Annotated in this window: 17 protein-coding genes and 1 pseudogene; 11 read left to right on the forward strand and 7 right to left on the reverse strand. The window is 57.5% G+C overall.

What is annotated here, in order from left to right; all coding sequences use genetic code 11:
• Window positions 1-166: 166 nt before the first annotated feature.
• From BFR47_RS09335 to BFR47_RS09345, 3 genes are all read right to left on the reverse strand, one after another.
• Window positions 167-1,804 (reverse strand): BCCT family transporter, encoded by a 1,638-nt coding sequence (locus BFR47_RS09335; protein ID WP_175514088.1) that lies wholly within the window; start codon window positions 1,802-1,804, stop codon window positions 167-169.
• A 335-nt stretch (window positions 1,805-2,139) separates the two neighbouring features.
• The gene (locus BFR47_RS09340) at window positions 2,140-2,502 is read right to left on the reverse strand and encodes a YqfO family protein (RefSeq protein WP_071472814.1); all 363 of its coding nucleotides are present in this window, start codon (window positions 2,500-2,502) and stop codon (window positions 2,140-2,142) included.
• A gap of 13 nt (window positions 2,503-2,515) precedes the next feature.
• On the reverse strand, window positions 2,516-3,373 hold the full coding sequence (locus BFR47_RS09345) for an N-acyl homoserine lactonase family protein (RefSeq protein WP_071472815.1): 858 nt from the start codon (window positions 3,371-3,373) through the stop codon (window positions 2,516-2,518).
• A gap of 161 nt (window positions 3,374-3,534) precedes the next feature.
• Here BFR47_RS09345 and BFR47_RS19120 point away from each other — a divergent pair, with 161 nt between their 5' ends.
• Complete coding sequence (locus BFR47_RS19120) at window positions 3,535-3,657, forward strand: hypothetical protein (protein ID WP_281245957.1); 123 nt, start codon at window positions 3,535-3,537, stop codon at window positions 3,655-3,657.
• Between the two features lie 365 nt (window positions 3,658-4,022).
• Complete coding sequence (locus BFR47_RS09350; protein WP_071472816.1) at window positions 4,023-5,627, forward strand: BCCT family transporter; 1,605 nt, start codon at window positions 4,023-4,025, stop codon at window positions 5,625-5,627.
• Between the two features lie 154 nt (window positions 5,628-5,781).
• Here the strand turns inward: BFR47_RS09350 and BFR47_RS09355 are convergent, their stop codons facing one another.
• Genes BFR47_RS09355 through BFR47_RS09365 form a run of 3 tightly spaced genes read right to left on the reverse strand, consistent with a single transcriptional unit; the run spans window position 5,782 to window position 8,395 of the window.
• On the reverse strand, window positions 5,782-6,963 hold the full coding sequence (locus BFR47_RS09355; protein ID WP_071472817.1) for an acetyl-CoA C-acetyltransferase: 1,182 nt from the start codon (window positions 6,961-6,963) through the stop codon (window positions 5,782-5,784).
• Between the two features lie 19 nt (window positions 6,964-6,982).
• A complete protein-coding gene (locus tag BFR47_RS09360) occupies window positions 6,983-7,645 on the reverse strand; it encodes a CoA transferase subunit B (protein ID WP_071472818.1) in 663 nt (220 codons plus the stop codon).
• Between the two features lie 51 nt (window positions 7,646-7,696).
• Window positions 7,697-8,395 carry a CoA transferase subunit A gene (locus tag BFR47_RS09365; RefSeq protein WP_071472819.1) on the reverse strand — a complete coding sequence of 233 codons (699 nt, stop codon included), beginning with the start codon at window positions 8,393-8,395 and terminating at the stop codon, window positions 7,697-7,699.
• 176 nt (window positions 8,396-8,571) lie between these two features.
• Here BFR47_RS09365 and BFR47_RS09370 point away from each other — a divergent pair, with 176 nt between their 5' ends.
• The 4 genes from BFR47_RS09370 (at window position 8,572) to BFR47_RS09385 (ending at window position 11,312) form a co-directional block, all read left to right on the forward strand.
• Complete coding sequence (locus BFR47_RS09370) at window positions 8,572-9,465, forward strand: LysR family transcriptional regulator (RefSeq protein WP_071472820.1); 894 nt, start codon at window positions 8,572-8,574, stop codon at window positions 9,463-9,465.
• 146 nt (window positions 9,466-9,611) lie between these two features.
• Window positions 9,612-10,283: a CsgG/HfaB family protein gene (locus tag BFR47_RS09375; protein ID WP_071472821.1), complete on the forward strand. Its 672-nt coding sequence runs from the start codon at window positions 9,612-9,614 to the stop codon at window positions 10,281-10,283.
• A gap of 13 nt (window positions 10,284-10,296) precedes the next feature.
• Window positions 10,297-10,656, forward strand: coding sequence for a DUF4810 domain-containing protein (locus tag BFR47_RS09380; protein ID WP_071472822.1), 360 nt, complete (start codon window positions 10,297-10,299; stop codon window positions 10,654-10,656).
• Window positions 10,653-11,312, forward strand: coding sequence for a DUF799 domain-containing protein (locus tag BFR47_RS09385; RefSeq protein ID WP_071472823.1), 660 nt, complete (start codon window positions 10,653-10,655; stop codon window positions 11,310-11,312). Before BFR47_RS09380 ends, BFR47_RS09385 begins: the two co-directional genes overlap by 4 nt.
• 129 nt (window positions 11,313-11,441) lie before the next feature.
• On the opposite strand, the gene BFR47_RS09390 is transcribed toward BFR47_RS09385, so the two are convergent.
• Window positions 11,442-12,338 carry a choline sulfate utilization transcriptional regulator gene (locus BFR47_RS09390; RefSeq protein ID WP_217645503.1) on the reverse strand — a complete coding sequence of 299 codons (897 nt, stop codon included), beginning with the start codon at window positions 12,336-12,338 and terminating at the stop codon, window positions 11,442-11,444.
• 238 nt (window positions 12,339-12,576) lie between these two features.
• Between BFR47_RS09390 and betC the strand changes: the two genes are divergently transcribed.
• From betC to gbdR, 5 genes and pseudogenes are all read left to right on the forward strand, one after another.
• Window positions 12,577-14,109 carry a choline-sulfatase gene (gene betC, locus BFR47_RS09395; protein WP_071472825.1) on the forward strand — a complete coding sequence of 511 codons (1,533 nt, stop codon included), beginning with the start codon at window positions 12,577-12,579 and terminating at the stop codon, window positions 14,107-14,109.
• A 59-nt stretch (window positions 14,110-14,168) separates the two neighbouring features.
• Window positions 14,169-15,743, forward strand: a complete 1,575-nt coding sequence (locus BFR47_RS09400; protein WP_217645504.1) for a SulP family inorganic anion transporter — start codon at window positions 14,169-14,171, stop codon at window positions 15,741-15,743.
• A 12-nt stretch (window positions 15,744-15,755) separates the two neighbouring features.
• A pseudogene (gene betT, locus BFR47_RS18660) lies at window positions 15,756-17,812 on the forward strand (choline BCCT transporter BetT).
• 176 nt (window positions 17,813-17,988) lie between these two features.
• Entirely contained in the window at window positions 17,989-18,225 is a 237-nt protein-coding gene (locus tag BFR47_RS17810) for a hypothetical protein (protein WP_175514089.1), read from the forward strand.
• Window positions 18,226-18,381: 156 nt separating this feature from the next.
• On the forward strand, window positions 18,382-19,434 hold the full coding sequence (gene gbdR, locus BFR47_RS09410; RefSeq protein ID WP_071472827.1) for a choline metabolism transcriptional regulator GbdR: 1,053 nt from the start codon (window positions 18,382-18,384) through the stop codon (window positions 19,432-19,434).
• Window positions 19,435-19,613: the final 179 nt, after the last annotated feature.

A 19,613-nucleotide genomic window follows, 5' to 3' on the forward strand; every position in this document is an offset into this window, starting at 1 on the left:
TTATCTCAATGCCTCATGTGTCAAGTATAGCCTGATTTATACCACATTGAACTGTGTTAAAAAAGTTAATGTGCCATTAGTATCTGAATTGGCTCTGTTTATAGTTGTAAAAAAATCCTCGCAAAAAGCGAGGATTTTTATGGGTTGCAAAACCAGTCAATGCGGGTTATTGCACGGCCTGCTGTTGTTTTGCTGTTATCACTTCCTCAGACGGTATTGTTGTCTTGTTAGCTTCCTCGACGACAAGCTCGAGTTTATGCATGGCCTGAATTTCCGTTACAAGGAGATGCGAGTAATCTGCATGCATGTAACCAATGGTTTTATACAACATAAAGGAAGTAAGCAGCATTATCGGCAGTGCAAAGATGAGAATTGCCGATTGCATTGACTGCACTGGAGCATCAACAATGATAAAAATGGTCGGCAATGCCACAATCACCAGGCACCAGAACATTTTCAGCAAGGTGGACGGGTTGTTGTTCTCATCCAGTTTCTTCTGCGTGTTACAGGCAACGGTGAAAACGGAGCCATCCAGAGTCGTCACCAACAGCAGAAACGTGGAGATAATAAACACCACCAGCATGACGGAAGAAAGTGGTAACGTATTGAGTGCCTGGACAATTGCTTCGCTTGCCTGACCATCGGATACCATCTTACTGATGTTAACCTTTCCATCGAGCTCCGTTTCCATCATGAATGAACTCACAATGGAGAAAAGAGCTACTACACCAGCAGTACCGCCACCAATCATGCACACTACCACTTCACGGATGGTCCGGCCTTTTGATACCTTGGTAACGAAGACACACATCAGCGGGATGAAGATCATCCAGTACGCCCAGAAATAGGCCGTCCAGGACTGAGGAAATTTGGCTTGGTTGATCGCATCAGTATATAGGCTCATCATGATGAAATTTTGTGCCCAAAGAGCAATGGATGAGCTCGTGTTTTCAATGATGAATTGGGTCGGTCCCAGAAACAGGATGCACAGAACCAGGGCAATAACAAAGTAGGTGCCATAATTGCTTATTTTTTGCATGCCTTTCTCGATGCCAAAGAAAGAGCTGGTAAGCAATATTGCAGCAACAATGCCAAGCATTAATACTTTCATGAACAGGGTGTTTTCAACACCAAAAAGCAATGATGCTGCGGCAGAAGCGATGGGGACCCCAAGCGACAGTACGATGATCAACCCAAATGTCAGTGCAATTGGATATGTGATATCGATCACCCGGCCAATAATTCTGGCTGTTGTTGGGTTCTTGATCATTGCCTTGACCACATTGCTGATCTTGAGTGAGCGGTTCTTCCTGATATAGAAAGAATACATCACAGGAATCGCTGTGATGCAGTAGATGGTCCAGCCAATAACTCCCCAATGATGAAGACTGTAAGTTACTGCCCATTCGATAGCAGTAACCGAACTTGCTTCAATGGTAAATGGCGGCGTCTTGATATAGTAGGACCATTCCAGGAAGGCCCAGTAGATTGTTCCGGAGCCAAATCCAGCCATCGCCATCATGGCGATATAGGAAAAGGTGGAGAAGTCAGGCCTCTCGTTTCCCATACGGATGTGACCATATTTACTGAATGTAAAAAAGCCAGCTAGGATAACGAGTCCAAAAGAAAACCAGAGAATTGGTGTGCCGAAATTATATGCTATCAAGGTGAATATGTCACCGGCCAGCTTGATAGCCTGTTCAGGGCTGGTTAAAAAATACATTGATATTGATGACACAATAACCAACGAGGAAATGATAGTAGATCTATCAAAGTTATTTATTCCCTTCATACTTATCATCATATTTTTCCTGTGATTAGTAAGTAACGTCCACATTGTTGCAGGCCAGTTCAGTTGCTAATTAAAGGCAGTGCTATGCATATTTAACAGTACAATGACCTATCACACTGTCGATGTGATGTAGGTCTGTTTATATACTTGGGATTAATTCGCCAGAGTATACGAAAAAATTACTTTCCTATGCGTGTTTAATTTTTAGCGTACAGATCGGGGCTTATATATTATATATGATCAATAGTCGGCGATGACTGTAAGCTAATACTACCTTTAAGTTGGCAGCTGATCGCATACTGTTGCATTATTGATGAGCCCAACTCGATATCGAGTTGGGCTCAAATTTATATAACGCCGTTCTTTCTTGTTTCTACTGATTCGAATATAGATATGACCGGCTCGTCCCATGGATGGCTTTCGAAAATCATCTCGACAACTTTCGACAGCAGCTCTTTATCCCTCGGGATTGAAAATTCGATCTGAATAGAGCCAATGAAAAAGGGTTCGCCGATCGATCCTCCCCAGGTATCCGACCCTTCGCGAGGTGTACATCTTTCTACACCGGGATGGGAGCACCACGAAACACCATCATAATTACCGTATTTAAGGTTTGTTACCCGTTGAACGGCATTCAGCACCTTCTCTACACACTCTTCGATGACATAAACCTTGATCCGGAATGTCTCAACAAACATAATCTGGCTCATTTTTACTCTTCCTTTATTCGTAATAACCATCGGTTGATTTGATAAGAGTGTTGAACTGATCACCGTCATGTCCGAACCAGACTTTTGAATCGGTCTTGTGGGACAGTGTCTTTATTTTTTCAATTGTTTTCATATAACCAATCGAATCATAAATGGTGGCAGGGAGCCGGGCAGGGGGACCATAGTTTTCTGCGGAATAAACGGCATCAGACGCAAGAATCAAGCCGCCATGATCGGGAAGATCAATGTGCAATCCGAGCATGCCAAAGGAATGGCCGCTACCCAGATTCAGGATTTTAATCCCGTCGAGCAAGTCCAGATCACCTTCATCACCTTTCACCACGCGCCAGGTCAGGTCGTTTTTAATCCATGCATCGATATCATCCCAGATGAAACCATCAGCACTTTTGTTTTGTGCATAGTTTGACAGCGCTGCGTTAAACTCGTTTTGATGCACGATGATTTTTGCGTTGGTGAAAAGCTCTAAACACCCGGAGTGATCAAGGTGCAGGTGAGAAACCACCACATAGTCGATATCGCGCGGATCAAAGCCGATTTCTTCCAGGCGGCTATGCAAATGGCAGTCTTGACCATTTACTTCAGCCGTGAAGTGAAGAATTTTTTGAAGCTCTTGTGGCCAGCGGCCGTTTTCGCCCATGCCATTGGGGCTGCAGGCAGTGTCAAACAAGACCTTTCCATCCGGATGATCGATCAACACCGTGTATATGGGAAACTCGATCATTTCGGCCGGTTTGTTCGGCTCGTCAATGGTCGCCGGATTGTGCATGCTGACCATGAAGTTCTTGTCCATCGTCATACGCCCATTATCCATAACATAGACTTTGGGAGTCTTTTTAATGATATTTGACATAATCAATCCTTTTGTTCGGGTCTTGTTTCGCGGTTGTATCTTCTGCGGAGTTCATGTTGACAAATTCGTAACAAAAACAAAATTCGTATTCTTCATGTTAACCAGAAGACATCCTTATGTAATGAATCGGTCACGCCCTTCTGTTGGGGTCATATGTATCCATGTGGTCTGAACCGCGCCGACAGTACCTCGTCGCCAGCCATCTTGCGCTGGCTGGCGGGGAGCAAGGAAACTCTGGCTATCTGTTCAACGACGTGGTGCATGATCTGGTGTTCGAAATATGACCGCTTTATCCAGATTCAGGCATTGACCGGGAGGAGGCTGACCCGGTGAGTGCACCGGCTCAGGTGGCGGTATTTACCTGAGCCGGAGTGACTTCGATGGGGATGCCGAGGTGCCCCTGACAGATCACTGCCTGTCATGTCGTATTGGGGACAGTCGGTGGCCGGCAGGACGTACAGACATAAAACGGTGTCGTATCGGGCACATTCCATTCCGGATTTAGCTGTTGTTATAGCGGTTGGTTTTTGCTCACCACGACGGCCCGCTGCCGTGATGGGCAAAATCTGCACCGGCCAGCGGCGGGCCTTCAGGACCTTAGGTCCCCGTTGCCGTTAGATGTTTATTAACCCGACGGAGATCTTGTCCTATGTTAGGCAAAGATGGACTTTTGAAAGGAATGAGCCCGGCGGCGACGATCAGTTCCATGATTATCGTTACCCTGTTTGTGGTGAGCGGGGCCTTCTTCCCCGATGCCGCTGCCACCCTGTTTGATGGCGTATCGGGATATCTCATCAACAACTTCAAATGGTATTACATTGCCATTCTGGCGTTGATGCTGGTGTTCTGTGTGGTACTGGCCTTCAGTCGTTTTGGCACTTTGCGCCTGGGAGCCGATGACTCCCGCCCGGAATACAGTCTGTTTTCCTGGTTTGCCATGCTGTTCAGTGCCGGCATGGGCATTGGCCTGGTGTTCTGGTCGATTGCCGAACCCATTTATCATTTTCAGAGTAACCCCTTCATTACCGAAGGCATGACGCCGGAAGCCGCCGAAGTCGCCATGCGACTGACCTTCTTCCACTGGGGCCTGCACCCCTGGGCCATTTATGTGGTGGTGGGCCTGTCTCTGGCTTATTTTTCCTACCGTAAAGGATTGCCGCTGACCATCCGCTCCGCGCTTTATCCGCTGATTGGCAAACGCATGTATGGCTGGATGGGGCACACCGTGGATACCCTGGCGGTATTCGGCACCATCTTCGGCGTGGCGACCTCGCTTGGTCTGGGTGTGGCACAGATCAATACCGGCCTGAATCATCTGTTCGGCATGGAAATCAGCACCACCAGTCAGCTGATCCTGATCGTGGTGATCTCGCTGGTCGCCACCCTGTCGGTGCTGTCCGGCCTGGGCCGGGGCGTGAAATGGCTGTCGGTGATCAACATGTGGTTTACCGCCGCCATCCTGCTGTTCCTGCTGTGTTACGGCCCCACCCGTTATCTGCTGTTGAGCTACGTGCAGGGTATCGGTGACTATCTGACCCATGTGGTGTCTTTGAGCACCTGGACCGATGCCAGCAAGGACAGCCAGTGGCAGTCCTGGTGGACGGTATTCTACTGGGCCTGGTGGATGTCCTGGTCTCCCTTCGTGGGCATGTTTATCGCCCGTATCTCCAAGGGCCGCACCATCCGCGAGTTTATCTGCGGCGTACTGCTGGTGCCGACGCTGCTGGGCATGCTCTGGCTGACCATGTTCGGTGGTACTGCCCTGTATCTGGAGCTGACCCATACGGTGACCAATGCCGCCGGAGAAGCGGTAGCGGCCGTCGGTCAGGCCGGTATCGTCACCGCGGTGGGCGAAAACGTCACCACGGCGCTGTATGCGACCCTGGAACTGCTGGATGGTGGTGTCATGGGCACCCTGGCCGCGATATTGTCGACTCTGCTGGTAGCGCTCTATTTCATTACCTCCGCCGACTCCGGCACCCTGGTGGTGACCACCATACTGTCGCTGGGCAATGAACATCCGCCGCGCAGTCAGCGGGTGCTGTGGAGTATGGCGGTGGCGGCGGTGGCGGCCATCCTGATGCTCGCCGGCGGCCTCAAGGCGCTGCAGACCGCGGCCATTATCGCCGCCTTCCCGTTCTCGTTTGTCATGCTGGTGATGATGTGGGGCCTGTACCGCGCCCTGCACGAAGAGGTGCCGGTGGGGAGCGTTCTCGCCCCGGCTATCGAGGTAAAGACACCACCGGCGTCGTAACCTGCCGAACCGGCGGCCCGTTATCGGGCCGCCTCGTTGCCTCAATCCGAATATCGAAATGCCCCGTTCCGGGGCATTTTCTTGTCTGTATTATTTGCTCTGTCTGGTGTTGTTTGCCCGGGGTCCCTTGCCGGAACCAGATCCGGGCAAGGGTTCAGGGCCGTTCTATGGCCATGGCCACGCCCTGGCCGCCACCGATGCACAGGGTGGCCAGCCCTCGCTTGGCATCGCGGCGAACGAGTTCATGCACCAGGCTCACCAGTACCCGGCAGCCGGAGGCGCCGATGGGATGGCCGAGGGCGATGGCACCGCCGTTGACGTTGACCTTTTCCGGATCCCAGCCGAGCTCCTGGCCCACCGCCAGCGCCTGGGCGGCGAAGGCTTCATTGGCTTCAATCAAATCCAGTTGTTCCAGGCTCCAGCCGGCTTTTTCAAGGCAGCGGCGGGTGGCGGACACCGGCCCTATACCCATGATGGTCGGGTCCACGCCGGCGCTGGCACAGGCACTGACGCGGGCCAGTACCGGCAGGCCCAACGCCTGGGCGCGTGTGGCGCTCATCAGCAGCACGGCGGCGGCACCGTCATTCAGGCTGGAGGCATTGCCGGCGGTCACGCTGCCGTCTTTGCGAAAGGCGGGCCTCAGTTTGGCCAGTGACGCCGGCGTGATGTCGGGGCGCGGCTGCTCGTCGGTATCGAAGATCAACGGCTCGCCCTTGCGCTGGGGAATGGCAACCGGACAGATTTCCTGGCGGAAACGGCCCGCTTCGATGGCAGCCATGGCCTTTTGCTGCGAGTCGGCGGCAAAGGCATCCTGCTGCTCCCGGCTCATCTGGTATTTATCCACCAGGTTCTCGGCGGTGATCCCCATGTGGATGTCGTTGAAGGCATCCCACAGGCCGTCCTGGATCATGCTGTCGACCAGTTCGGCATGGCCCATGCGCAGACCGGTTCTGGCCTTGGGCAATACATAGGGGGCCAGGCTCATGTTTTCCTGGCCGCCGGCGATGACAATGTCGGCATCGCCGCAGCGAATGGCCTGGGTGGCCAGTTGCAGCGCCTTGAGGCCGGAGCCGCAGACCTTGTTCAGGGTCATGGCCGGTACCGTGACCGGCAGGCCGGCGGCGATGGCCGCCTGCCGGGCCGGGTTCTGACCGGCGCCGGCGCTCAGCACCTGACCGAGAATGACTTCATCCACCTCTGCCGGCTTCACGCCGGTCTGTTCGATAAGGTGGCGGATCACGGTGGCGCCCAGCTGATGGGCGGGGAGCCCGGCCAGGCTGCCCTGAAAACTGCCGATAGGGGTACGGGTGGCGGCAACGATAACAACATCCTGCATGGTGTTCTCCTTGGATAACTCAGTCGGCGAAGGTCATTTCGGGGACATGGTCGGGCACGATCAACTTGCCGGCGGTCTTGGCCTTGATCTCCTCGACACTGACCCCCGGGGCCCGTTCCTTGAGGATAAAGGCGCCGTTTTCGATCTCCAGATAGGCGAGGTCGGTGAGCACCCGCTTGATGCAGCCGGCGCCGGTCAGCGGCAGTGAACAGTGCGGCAGCAGCTTGGACTCGCCATGTTTGGAAGCGTGGGTCATGGTGACGATGATGTTGTCGGCACCGGCCACCAGATCCATGGCGCCGCCCATGCCCTTGACCAGTTTGCCCGGGATCATCCAGGACGCAATATTGCCGTTGACGTCCACTTCGAAGGCGCCGAGCACGGTCAGATCCACATGGCCGCCGCGGATCATGGCGAAGGACTCAGCCGAGTTGAAAATGGAGGCGCCGACGCGGGTGGTGACCGTCTGCTTGCCGGCGTTGATCATGTCGGCGTCCAGCTCTTCCTCGGTAGGAAAGGCGCCCATGCCGAGCAGGCCGTTTTCGGACTGGAGCATGACTTCGATACCGTCCGGGACATAGTTGGCCACCATGGTGGGAATGCCGATGCCCAGGTTGACGTAGAAGCCGTCCTGCAGTTCGCGGGCGACGCGCTGGGCCATTTGTTCGCGGGAAAGTGCCATGTTATTGCCTCTTGTACTGATTCAATGGATAGGGGTAAGGGGCCCGCAGGCTCAGTCGCGCAGGGTGCGCTTTTCGATACGCTTCTCGAACTGGCCGCAGATGATGCGGTTGACGTAGATGCCGGGGGTATGGATCTGGCTTGGCTCCAGCTCCCCGGGCTCGACGATTTCCTCGACCTCGACCACGGTTATCCGGCCGGCGGTGGCCGCCAGCGGGTTGAAGTTCTGGGCGGTATGGCGGTAGACCACGTTGCCGAAATGGTCGGCCTTCCAGCCCTTGACGATGGCAAAATCGCCGGTGATGGACGGCTCCAGGATATGAGGACGGCCGTTGAATTCGCGCACTTCCTTGCCCTCGGCAATGGTGGTGCCGTAGCCGGTAGCGGTATAAAAGGCGGGAATACCGGCGCCGCCGGCACGCAGCTTTTCGGCCAGGGTGCCCTGGGGGGTCAGCTCCACTTCCAGCTCGCCGCTGAGCAGCAGCTGTTCGAACAGGGCGTTTTCGCCCACGTAGGAGGCGACCATCTTGCGGATTTGGCGGTCTTCGAGCAGCAGCCCCAGACCAAAGCCGTCGATGCCGCAGTTGTTGGATACCACGGTCAGATCCCGGGTGCCCTTGCGCTTGACCTCGGCGATCAGGTTTTCGGGGATACCGCACAGGCCAAAACCACCGGCCAGCAGGGTCATGCCATCTTCGAGGCCTGCGAGGGCTTCAGCGTAGGAACTCACTCGTTTATCGAAACCAGCCATACCATTTCCTCTTTTTGTGTACTAACTGACACTTGATTGTTGTAAAAGAGTATCGGTGTGGGTTACTTATTAGTTAAGTTTGTTTTTGTCATTGATTAATTGGTTTATTAAAACAATGTATCTGGGTGCGGGGAGCTATCTCCCTGCGACCAGTGGATCCGGAGGTCATCGATTCAATGACGGCAAAACAACTGCGCGCCTTTATCGCCGTGGCGCAAACCCTGAACTTTGCCCAAGCCTGTGAACGGGTGCATCTGTCCCAGTCGGCACTGAGCCTGACCATCAAGGCGCTGGAAGACAGCCTGGGGGGACGGCTGTTCAGTCGCACCACCCGCCATGTGCGCCTGACCCCGGAAGGCGAGGCGTTGCTGCCGTTGGCGCGGCGGTTGATCGCGGAATGGGATAACATCGAGGACGTACTGCGCAATCGCTTTACCCTGCAGCAGGGGCAGGTGGCCCTGGCGGCCATGCCGTCCTTTGCCGGCAACCTGCTGCCGCCGTTGTTGCGGGACTTTCGTGGCCGTTATCCCAAGATCAACGTGACCGTCAACGACGTGATCAACGAGCAGGTCATCGAAATGGTGTTGGATGGATACGTTGAACTGGGCATCGCCTTCGAACCCGCGCCCTCTACCAAGCTGCAGTTTACGCCGCTTTACCTGGATCGTTTTGTTGCCGTGGTTCCGGCAGACTCGGCCCTGGCCGAACAGGAGGCGCTGAACTGGCGGCAACTGCTGGAACAGCCGTTTATTGCGTTGCAGCGGCCGTCGGCGGTGCGGCTGATGCTTGAACAACACTTGCGGGACCGGGATCTGATCTTGCCGGTGGCGTTTGAAAGCCATCAACTCGCCACCGTGGGCCGGATGGTGGGCTGTGGCCTGGGGGTCAGCGTGGTGCCGGCGCTGTGTATCGGCCAGATGCATGAGCTGGGCGCCCGCTGCCTGCCGCTGCATGACCCGGTGATCGAGCGGCCCGTGGGCATACTGACCAGGGCGGAACACGAGCTGTCCGTGGCCGCCCGGGCACTCTTTGATACCCTGCTGGCATCCTCTGTTCCGCCCCTCGGGTAAACCGGGCCGGAGGGAGAGCTTGCCCGCAGTGCATCAATTCGGGATGCGTCGCTGGTTAGCCATTACTCACGCAGGCGGATAGCAGCTATGATGGGCACTTCTGTGTTACCAATTGAATCGCTATTGAACTGAAGAGAGTCACCATAATGAAAAAAACAAAGATAATCTGTTCAACCCTGGTGTCCGTGGCCCTGCTCGGCGGCTGTGCCACCGAAACCTCCCGTTCACTGGAAGTGGAACGGGTCGCCAGTTACGGCAGCCAGTATCATGGTCCGCGCAGCCCGATTGCGGTGGGCAAGTTCGACAACCGTTCCAGCTACCAGCGCGGTATCTTTTCCGACGGGGTCGATCGTCTGGGCAACCAGGCCAAGACCACCCTGGTCACCCATCTGCAGCAGAGCAACCGCTTCAATGTGCTGGATCGCACCAATATGGCGGAACTCCAGGCCGAGGCCGGCATCAGCGGGCAGGGGCAAACGCTGAAGGGCGCCGACTATGTGGTGACCGGCGATGTCACCGAATTTGGCCGCAAGACGGTCGGCGATCATCAGCTGTTCGGCATCCTCGGCCGGGGCAAGTCGCAGGTCGCCTATGCCAAGGTCCACCTCAATGTGGTCAATGTGCAGACCTCCGAAGTGGTTTTTTCCGCCCAGGGGGCAGGGGAGTATCAGCTGTCCAACCGGGAAATCATCGGCTTTGGCGGTACCGCCAGCTATGACTCGACCCTGAACGGCAAGGTGCTGGATCTGGCCATGCGCGAGGCGGTCAACAACCTGGTGGCCGGTATCGACAGCGGCGCCTGGCGCCCTGCTCAATAAGCCGGGAGCAAGCATGACCTTTATCAACAAGACCAGTGCATTGCTGCTGGTGGTCGGCCTGCTGGCGGGCTGCAGCGGCCCCACCAGCCTTTATCAATGGGACAGCTATCAGCCCGTTGTCTACCAGTATTACCAGGATGACCAGAGCGGGCCCGAAGAGCAGATGGCGGCGCTGGAAGAAAGCATCGAAAAGGCCCGTTCCCGGGGTGTGAGCGTGCCGCCAGGCCTGCATGCCCATCTGGGCCTGCTGTATGCCAATAACGGACGGGAAGACGATGCCCTTGCCCAGTTTGCCCTGGAAAAGACCCTGTTCCCCGAGTCGGCCCCGTTTATGGATTTTCTGCTGAAGCAGAATAAGGAGCAGGTGCAATGATGCCGATGACTAAACTGGCCGGTGTGGCGCTGGCAACCCTGCTTGCCGGCTGCGTGACTCCCGAGCCCTATAATTACAGCGCCTTCAGGCAGAGCAATCCCAGGTCGATACTGGTGCTGCCGCCGGTCAATCAGTCGCCCGACATCAAGGCCAGCTACAGCCTGTTGTCGCAGGTGACCTACCCGCTGGCGGAGTCGGGCTACTACGTGCTGCCGGTGGCGGTGGTGGATGAAACCTTCCGCCAGAACGGCCTGGTCAACCCGGAAGAAATTCAGGGCGTGCCGCTCGCCAAACTGCAGGAGATCTTTGGCGCCGATGCCGCCCTCTATCTCGATATTACCGAGTATGGCACCACCTATATGGTGATCAGCAGCGATACCCGGGTAACCGCCCAGGCCCGGCTGGTGGATTTAAAAACCGGCGAGCAGTTGTGGTCGGGCACCGCCACCGCCTCCAGCAATGAGCAGGACGGCAGCGGCGGAGGCGACTTGGTTGGTCTGCTGGTGCAGGCGGTGATCACCCAGATAGCCAATACCCTGAACGACCGGGGCCACCAAGTTGCGGGCATCACCAGCATGCGCCTGCTGTCGGCAGGGCAACCCAATGGCATCCTCTACGGCCCGCGTTCTCCTCACTACGGCCAGACCGAAGAGTAAAGGCAGGGTGGGGTCCTGACACCAACGTCGGACCATAACAGGGGCGAAAGCCCCTTTTTAATGTGCGTTTTTCAGTAGGAAATGGTTGGGACGTCCAACCATCGGAAACATTTCCGATTACGGAGCCATTTATTGGCTATCAACTTGTTGTGCCGTGCAGTCCAGCACCCATTGCAGCAGGAGTCGCTTGGCGTCGCTGGATACCTTGGGGTGGGCATCGATCAGGCCATAGCCCCGTTGAGAGCGGAGCGGCTGTGTGTCCAGGGCGATCAGGATGCCGCTGTCCAGCAGGCTGTCGACCAGTCCCCCCCAGCCCATGCCGATGCCCTGACCGGCGATCACCGCCTGTAACAGCAGGGTATAGTTGTTGAACGTCAGCTCCGGGGATTGCAAATAGTTGATACCTGCGCGTTGCTGGAAGTAGCCGGGCCAGTCCATCCAGCTCTGGCCCTGATCGGCGGTCAGGGTCAGTAAGGGGAGATCGGCGAGCCGGGCAAGACCATCGATGGGCCCGTGCTGCTGCAGGAAGGCCGGGCTGCAGACCGGAAACACTTCTTCGTGGAACAGCCGCGGCACCGTGGTCAGGGTGCGTTCGTCGCAGAACACGATGGCCACATCGACCTCCTTGTCCCGCCAGTCGAACACGCCCTGGTTGGTCATGATGCGCACGTCGATCTGTGGATGCAGCCGGCGAAACTGCGGCAGTCTCGGCATCAACCAGTAGGCCGCAAATGAGAAATCGGTCAGGATATTGACCCGCGGATGCTGCTGCTGTTGCTGGAGGCGCTCCAGGGTGTGTTCGATGGTGGCGAAGCCGTCCTGTACGCTGACAAACAGTGCCTGGCCGGCGTCGGTCAGCCTGACGCCACGATAGATACGTTCGAACAGCGGCAGGCCCAGCTGCTGCTCCAGAGAACGGATCTGCTGGCTGACCGCCGACTGGGTCGAGCGCAGCTCCCGCGCCGCGGCGGTGAAACTGAGCAGCCGGGCCGCGGTCTCGAATACCCGCAGGCTGTTGGGTGACACTGTTCTGTTCAGTAACGACATTAGCTCAGCAGATACCCCCGCAGGACAAGTTGATCAGTATATAGCGCCCGAGTCTAGCAGGAATATCACCTTGCGACATGATCCTGCCTTGCAGCGGCATTAGCTGAGTTAATGCGATACATAAAAATTTAACGAGTTTACAGCCTGTGGGGTTGGCTGGGAGACTGGTTGCAGAGCCGAGTTCCGGCCGTATCAACTACTCAGGGAGAGCCCGTTCATGACTGCCAAGCAGCCCAATATCCTGTTCCTTATGGCCGATCAGATGGCCGTGTCGTCGCTACCCTTCTACGGTCACCCACTGGTCAAGACGCCACACCTGTCCCGCCTGGCGGATGAAGGTGTGGTGTTTGATTCGGCCTACTGCAACAGCCCGTTGTGTGCACCGTCGCGCTTCACCCTGATGTCCGGTCAGCTGCCGTCGCGGATCGGTGGCTACGACAATGCGGCCGATTTTCCCGCCGATATCCCGACCTTCGCCCATTATCTGCGCGATGCCGGTTACTACACGGCCCTGTCCGGCAAGATGCACTTCTGCGGCCCCGATCAGCTGCATGGCTTCGAGGAGCGGCTCACCACCGATATCTATCCGGCCGACTATGGTTGGTTCGTCAACTGGGAGGACTTTGACACTCGCCCCAGCTACTACCACAATATGTCCTCGGTGACTCAGGCCGGTCCCTGCGTGCGCTCCAATCAGCTGGATTTCGATGACGAGGTCAGCTTCCGGGCCCAGCGCTTCCTCTATGACTACGTGCGTAATGGTGAGCAGCGGCCGTTCTGCCTGACGGTGTCGATGACCCACCCGCACGACCCCTACACCATCCCTCAGCAATACTGGGATCGCTACAACCACGACGACATCGACATGCCCAGGGTGCCCTTCTCCCAGGAGACGGCGGATCCCCATTCCCGACGGCTGCGCTATGTCTATCAGCTGGACGAGCATACCCTCACCGAGGCCCAGATCCGCAACGCGCGCCATGCCTACTACGGGGCCATCAGCTATGTGGACGACCAGATTGGCGCCGTGCTCAAGGTACTGAAAGAAACCGGGCTGGACGAAGACACCATCATCGTGTTCTCGGGCGATCACGGCGACATGCTCGGCGAGCGGGGCCTCTGGTACAAGATGAGCTGGTTCGAAGGCTCGGCCCGGGTCCCCATGATCGTTCACGCGCCGGGCCGGTTTGCGCCGAAACGGGTCAGCGAATCGGTGTCGACCATGGATTTGCTGCCCACCTTCGCCGAGCTGGCGAATTACAACACCGCACCCGACTATGCCGCGTCCCTCGACGGTCGCAGCTTGCTGCCGCACCTGACCGGCACCGGCGGACACGACGAAGTGATCGGCGAATACCTGGGCGAGGGGGCCATAGCACCGCTGCTGATGATCCGTCGCGGACGCTACAAGTTTGTTCATTCGGCGCCCGATCCCGACCAGCTGTTCGATCTCGAGGCCGATCCGCTGGAGCTCAATAACCTGGCGTTGGACCCGGCCCATGAGGAGCGATGCCAGCAGTTTCGCGACGAGGTCGCCAGCCGCTGGAACTATGAGCAGCTGCATGGAGAGGTGATTGCCAGCCAGCGTCGGCGTCGGCTGGTATCCCGGGCCCTGAGCACCGGTAAGGTCACCGCCTGGGATCATCAGCCGGTGTTCGATGCCAGCACCCAGTTCATGCGTAATACCATCGACCTCGATGATCTCGAGCGGCGGGCGCGCTTCCCTGTGGTTGCCGAACCGTCGGAATAATGATGAACCAGGCCAAGGTCCAGCGGTATCCGGCACTGTTGCAGTGCCTGATACCTTTTATGAGCTGGCTGCCGCAGCAAAGCACTCGCTCGTTGCGAGCGGATGTGCTCGCCGGGATGACCGGGGCGGTACTGGTGGTGCCTCAGGGAGTGGCCTATGCCTTGCTGGCCGGGCTGCCCCCCGAGTACGGCCTGTATACTGCCATCATCCCCACCATACTGGCGGCCCTGTTCGGTTCTTCACGGCAGATGGTCAGCGGGCCGACGGCGGCGCTGTCAATCGCGCTGTTTGCCACCCTGCAGCCCCTGGCCGAAGCGGGGTCCGCTGAATTCGTTGCGCTGGTGCTGACCCTGACGTTTCTTACCGGGCTGTTCCAGCTGCTGCTGGGCCTGGCGAGGTTGGGGGGGCTGGTCAATCTCGTGTCCCATGCGGTGGTGACCGGCTTTACCGCCGGGGCGGCGCTGATCATCGCCACCAGTCAGCTTCCCTATGCGCTGGGGCTGGGGCCACTGGAAAGCAGTGGTTTCCTCGAGCTCTGGCCGGCGTTGCTGGAACGGCTGGACGATATCCGCCCGTCTGCCGTGCTGATCGCCGGGTTTACCCTGGCGGTCTGCCTGGCGTTCCGGCGCTGGCTGCCCCGCTGGCCCGGCATGCTGCTGGCACTGGCGGGGGCGTCGATTCTGGCGGCCTGGCTCGATCCGCAGGGTCTTGATATCCAGCGTATCTCCGCCGTACCGGCAGGCCTGCCTCCGCTGTCGACCCCGATCTTTTCCCTCGATATCCTGCGCCTGCTGATCCCCGGCGCCATCGCTCTGGGACTGCTGGGACTGGTCGAAGCCGCCGCCATTTCGCGGGCCATGGCGGCCCGTACGGGCCAGCGACTGAACAGTGATCAGGAATTTATCGGCCAGGGGCTCTCCAACCTGGGGGGCGCCTTCTTTTCTGGTTATGTTTCATCCGGTTCCTTTACCCGCTCGGGCCTCAATGCCAGCGCCGGGGCACAGTCCCCGCTGGCCGCGGTGATGGCCGCGCTGTTTCTGGTGCCCCTGGTGCTGCTGGCGGCTCCACTGCTGCACCATATGCCCATGCCAGCCATGGCCGGCATGCTGCTGCTGGTCGCTGCCAACCTGGTCGATCGACACAGCATCCGCGAGGCGCTGACGGTCAGCCGTGCCGAGACCACTGTGCTGCTGATCACCTTCGCCTGCACCCTGCTGCTGGCGCTGGAGTTTGCCATTTATTTCGGGGTGCTGGCGTCGTTTGCCTTCTATCTGCTGCGTACCATGCGGCCGCCGGTGGTGGCCTGCGAGCTGGCCCAGGCGCCCGAAGCAATCCGGCAGGCAGTGGAAGAACACAACTGCTCTGTGGTCAGGATCGACGGCTCCCTGTACTTCGGTGCCTGCGACGGGATTGCCCGGCGGCTCGAAGGGCATGACAGGCCCAACCTGGTGATCCTGGCGGAGGGCATCAATTTCATCGATATCAGCGGTCTGCATCTGCTGCAGCGGCAGGCCGGCATTTGCCGGGACAGGGGAGGAAGGCTCTACCTGTCCGGAACCAAGGGTGACGTGTTGTCTCGTCTGCGGCGAGCCGGCGTGTTGGAAAGTGACAGGTTCACCGTAATCACACTATGAGAGGGATTCTCCATGACACAGCAAGTGAGTGACAACGGGCAGGGTGGCCGCCTTAACACGGCGGTCTTCCACGGCTCGGTGGTAGGCATACTGATATTTCTGATCTACGCGATCGTCTTTACCGACCATGCCACGGCGTTTTTCAATGCCGGGCTGGACTGGATTGGCCAGACCTTTGGCTGGTACTACATGTTGGTGATCATCTCCTACCTGGTATTCGCGGGTATAGTTGGCGTCTCGCGTTTCGGCAAGATCCGCCTGGGCCCGGATCACTCGCGACCGGAGTTTTCGCTGCTGTCCTGGTCGGCCATGCTGTTTGCGGCCGGGATCGGCGGGGCCATCCTGTTCTTTGTGGTGTCCGAGCCGCTGACCCATTACCTGACGCCGCCTGTCGGCGTCGGGAGCGATGTCGATGCAAAGCGTCGTGCCATTGTGCAGACCTTTATGCACTGGGGCATTTCGGGCTGGGGTGTGTTTGTGGTGATGGGCATGGCGCTGGCCTATTTCAGTTACCGCCACCGGTTGCCGCTGGCCATTCGTTCTACCCTCTATCCGTTGTTGGGCAAGCGTATCTACGGACCGATCGGTGACGTAGTGGACATTGCCTCGGTGGTGGCCACCGTCTTCGGCATTGCCACCGCCTTGGGCATCGGCGTGATGCAGATGAACTACGGTCTGGCCTATCTGTTCGACGTGCCGGAAGGGCTGACGACGCAAGTGATGCTCATCCTGCTGGTGGTGACCCTGGCGACTCTGTCGGTAGTGAGCGGGGTCAACAAGGGCATTCGCCGGCTGTCGGAATTCAACCTGCTGATGGTGGCTGCCGTGGTGCTGTTCGTGCTGCTGCAGGGAGACACCCTGATGTTGCTTAATGCCTTAGTGATGAACACAGGAGACTACCTGGCGGCTCTTGTTGGCAAGAGCTTCGATACCTATGCCTACAACCCCGAGGCCCAGGGCTGGTTCAGCGGCTGGACCGTGTTTTTCTGGGGCTTCTGGGTTGCCTGGGCCCCCTTTGTCGGTCTGTTTTTGGCGCGTATTTCACGCGGTCGCACCATTCGTGAGTTTGTTGCCGGCGCCTGTTCATCCCGCTGATCTTCGTGATGGTGATGATTTCCGTGCTGGGCAACAGTGGTATCAGCCTGGTGGAGCAGGGACTGGTGATACTGGGCGAACAGGCCGTCAATATGCCGCAGGCGACCATCTATACCTTGCTCGAGCAGCTGCCCTGGGTCGGCCTCACCGCCAGCGTGGTGGTTTTGCTGAGCATCATTTTCTTCGTGACCTCGGCCGACTCCGGTGCGCTGGTGTTGTCCAACTTCACCTATATCTTGCGCGATGTGAACCATGATGCGCCGGTTCGCCTGCGCATCTTCTGGTCGGTGCTGATTGGCCTTATCACCATAGTCCTGCTGATGGTTGGTGGTTTCAGAACCCTGCAGAGTGCGGTGGTGATCACCGCCCTGCCGTTTTCGGCGATCATCCTCCTGAGTATGATCGGCATGTACCGTTCGCTGAAGATCGAGGCCGGCAAGCTGGAGGCGCGCCAGCAGGTGGTGACCGGCAATGGTGCCGCGCTCGACTGGCGTGAGCGACTCGATCGCACCCTGGATGCGGGCACCCATGACCGGGCAGAAGCCACCATACGCCATGCCATTCACCCGGCTCTGACCGAGCTGGCCGAGGAGCTGAGGTTGCGGGGCCAGAAGGCCAGCCTCACCGAGCGGCAACTGGAGGGGACCCAGCTGGCATGCCCCATGCTGCGGGTGGACTTTGATGGTGCCCCCAGCTTTGTCTATGAGATCCGTACCCGGCGCATGCAGCCACCGAGTTTTTTGCCGGCGGACGATGATTACTATCTGTGCCTGGATGTTCATTTGGCCGACGGCAGCGTGGGGCAGGATCTCAACGGCTATACGCGGCTGCAGGTGGTGCACGATGTGCTGAATGAATACCAGCAACATCTGTATTTCCTGACTCAGGTCGGTGCAGACGGGAATCTGGAGAACATTCCCGGTCACCCGCATCAGGTTGAGGGCGAAATTTCGCTGCGGGCTGAGCCTGCATGATAGTAGCTGCCAGCTTGATTCAGAGTTGCAGGTAAGCACACCAGAGAGAACCTCAACCCAGGGGCTTTACGAACGGTCCTGTAGGAGGGACGGGGAGTAATCCCCGCCTGCCTTCTTTTGGGGCAGCTTTGCCCCGTTTTGGCCCCGTATAGGCCGTTTGGCCGAGCTTGTTCGTGATGAGTAACGATTTTTTACCGAAAAACCTCGTCAAGCAGCCGTTTGACGAGGGTTTTTCATCTTTTTTCGGGCGTAGAAAAGTGGCACGTATCTTGCCATCTCTTGCCGGTGAAGATAAGAAAAACGGTTGTGCCCTCATGCGTTTGCCGGGGCAAGACGGCGACAACCGAGTCTTTGAGGGCGTGCATAACGATGCAATTATTATAGGTTGGTCACAAGTTATCACCGGGCGCTAAAAAATCAGCAATCATCTGGTTTCAGAAATCCCGCTTTGTGGTATATGTTTCGCAAATGTGAGTATTTGTAATTCAAATGCTTCGCTGGGGTTATTTAATCGCCACCGTATTAACAGGGTCCCGGATGCGACAGTACAGGGGCCAGGAGTAAGCGCAATGAGTCAAACACAACGGGTCGGTTTTCTACTGGTGGACAACTTCACCATGATTTCCCTTGCTTCTGCCATCGAGCCCTTGCGCATGGCCAATCAACTGTCGGGGCAGCCCCTCTATGAATGGGTGATGCTGACCGAGACCGGTGCGCCGGTGCGGGCCAGTGACCATATCCTGGTGACCCCGGATCACAGCATTCAGGACTGCGGTCATCTGGACATGATGATCCTCTGTGGCGGGGTCGGGGTGGTCAACGCCCGCAGCCGCAATCTGCGCGCCTGGTTGCAGCAGCTGGCCAAGCGTCGGGTCAAACTCGGTGCCGTCTGTACCGGCAGTTATCTGCTGGCCGATGCCGGTGTGCTGACCGGCTATCGCTGTACCCTGCACTGGGAATACATGGCCTCGTTCAAGGAAGCCTTCCCGCAGCTGGAAACCAGCAGCGCCCTCTATTGCATCGATCGGGATCGGCTGACCAGCAGTGGCGGCACCGTGCCGATGGACATGATGCTGCACCTGATCGAGAAAGAGCATTCCAGCGCCCTGAGCACCGCCATCTGCGACATGTTTTTGTGCGAACGCATCCGCGAGGGACAGGAAGAGCAGCGGGTGCCGTTGCGCCATACGGTGGGCACGGCCCAGCCCAAGCTGGCCGAGGTGGTGGCGCTGATGGAAGCCAACCTGGAAGAACCGATCACCCTGGACGAACTGGCCTGTTATGTGGGACTGTCCCGGCGCCAGGTCGAACGGCTGTTCCAGCGTCATGTCAAATGTTCGCCTTCCCGCTATTATCTCAACCTGCGACTGAAGCGGGCCCGGCAGCTGTTGCGTCAGACCTCGTTTTCGATCATCGACATCGCCACCGCCTGCGGTTTTGTGTCGACACCTCATTTCAGCAAATGTTACCGGGAAAACTTCGGGGTACCGCCGCGGGACGACCGTTGTGGACGCACCAGTACAAGGCCGATGATCGAGACGCCGGTCATGCCGGATCTGGTGATGAGTATCCAGCTGGATATGGCCCGGGGAGAACCCACCTTCGCCTCGGTGACACTGTAACTTCTTTGTCTGTCGCGCCAACTGAAGTGGCACCTGTTCTGATATGTCACAAGCCCCGCCTGGCGGGGCCTGTTGTTTTCGGCACAGACAACCTCTCACATCTATCGATCACGCACGGCACGGGTATCACCGTGGTGACTGACGTTGATGCTTTGTTCTCTGCTGAGTGGTCAGGGACG

The organism is Oceanisphaera psychrotolerans (genome assembly GCF_001870485.1).
In the GTDB taxonomy this organism is placed as follows: Bacteria; Pseudomonadota; Gammaproteobacteria; order Enterobacterales; family Aeromonadaceae; genus Oceanimonas; species Oceanimonas psychrotolerans.

What these genes read in the sequence shown, in the direction of transcription:
- BFR47_RS09340 (WP_071472814.1), bottom strand. Translation starts at nt 2,502, where the DNA reads ATGAGCCAGATTATGTTTGTTGAGACATTCCGGATCAAGGTTTATGTC.
- BFR47_RS09385 (WP_071472823.1), top strand. Translation starts at nt 10,653, where the DNA reads ATGATGCCGATGACTAAACTGGCCGGTGTGGCGCTGGCAACCCTGCTT.
- BFR47_RS09380 (WP_071472822.1), top strand. Translation starts at nt 10,297, where the DNA reads ATGACCTTTATCAACAAGACCAGTGCATTGCTGCTGGTGGTCGGCCTG.
- betC (WP_071472825.1), top strand. Translation starts at nt 12,577, where the DNA reads ATGACTGCCAAGCAGCCCAATATCCTGTTCCTTATGGCCGATCAGATG.
- BFR47_RS17810 (WP_175514089.1), top strand. Translation starts at nt 17,989, where the DNA reads ATGAGTAACGATTTTTTACCGAAAAACCTCGTCAAGCAGCCGTTTGAC.
- BFR47_RS09335 (WP_175514088.1), bottom strand. Translation starts at nt 1,804, where the DNA reads ATGATGATAAGTATGAAGGGAATAAATAACTTTGATAGATCTACTATC.
- BFR47_RS09375 (WP_071472821.1), top strand. Translation starts at nt 9,612, where the DNA reads ATGAAAAAAACAAAGATAATCTGTTCAACCCTGGTGTCCGTGGCCCTG.
- BFR47_RS09360 (WP_071472818.1), bottom strand. Translation starts at nt 7,645, where the DNA reads ATGGCACTTTCCCGCGAACAAATGGCCCAGCGCGTCGCCCGCGAACTG.
- gbdR (WP_071472827.1), top strand. Translation starts at nt 18,382, where the DNA reads ATGAGTCAAACACAACGGGTCGGTTTTCTACTGGTGGACAACTTCACC.
- BFR47_RS09365 (WP_071472819.1), bottom strand. Translation starts at nt 8,395, where the DNA reads ATGGCTGGTTTCGATAAACGAGTGAGTTCCTACGCTGAAGCCCTCGCA.
- BFR47_RS09370 (WP_071472820.1), top strand. Translation starts at nt 8,572, where the DNA reads ATGACGGCAAAACAACTGCGCGCCTTTATCGCCGTGGCGCAAACCCTG.
- BFR47_RS19120 (WP_281245957.1), top strand. Translation starts at nt 3,535, where the DNA reads ATGTGGTCTGAACCGCGCCGACAGTACCTCGTCGCCAGCCATCTTGCG.
- BFR47_RS09345 (WP_071472815.1), bottom strand. Translation starts at nt 3,373, where the DNA reads ATGTCAAATATCATTAAAAAGACTCCCAAAGTCTATGTTATGGATAAT.
- BFR47_RS09400 (WP_217645504.1), top strand. Translation starts at nt 14,169, where the DNA reads ATGAGCTGGCTGCCGCAGCAAAGCACTCGCTCGTTGCGAGCGGATGTG.
- BFR47_RS09355 (WP_071472817.1), bottom strand. Translation starts at nt 6,963, where the DNA reads ATGCAGGATGTTGTTATCGTTGCCGCCACCCGTACCCCTATCGGCAGT.
- BFR47_RS09350 (WP_071472816.1), top strand. Translation starts at nt 4,023, where the DNA reads ATGTTAGGCAAAGATGGACTTTTGAAAGGAATGAGCCCGGCGGCGACG.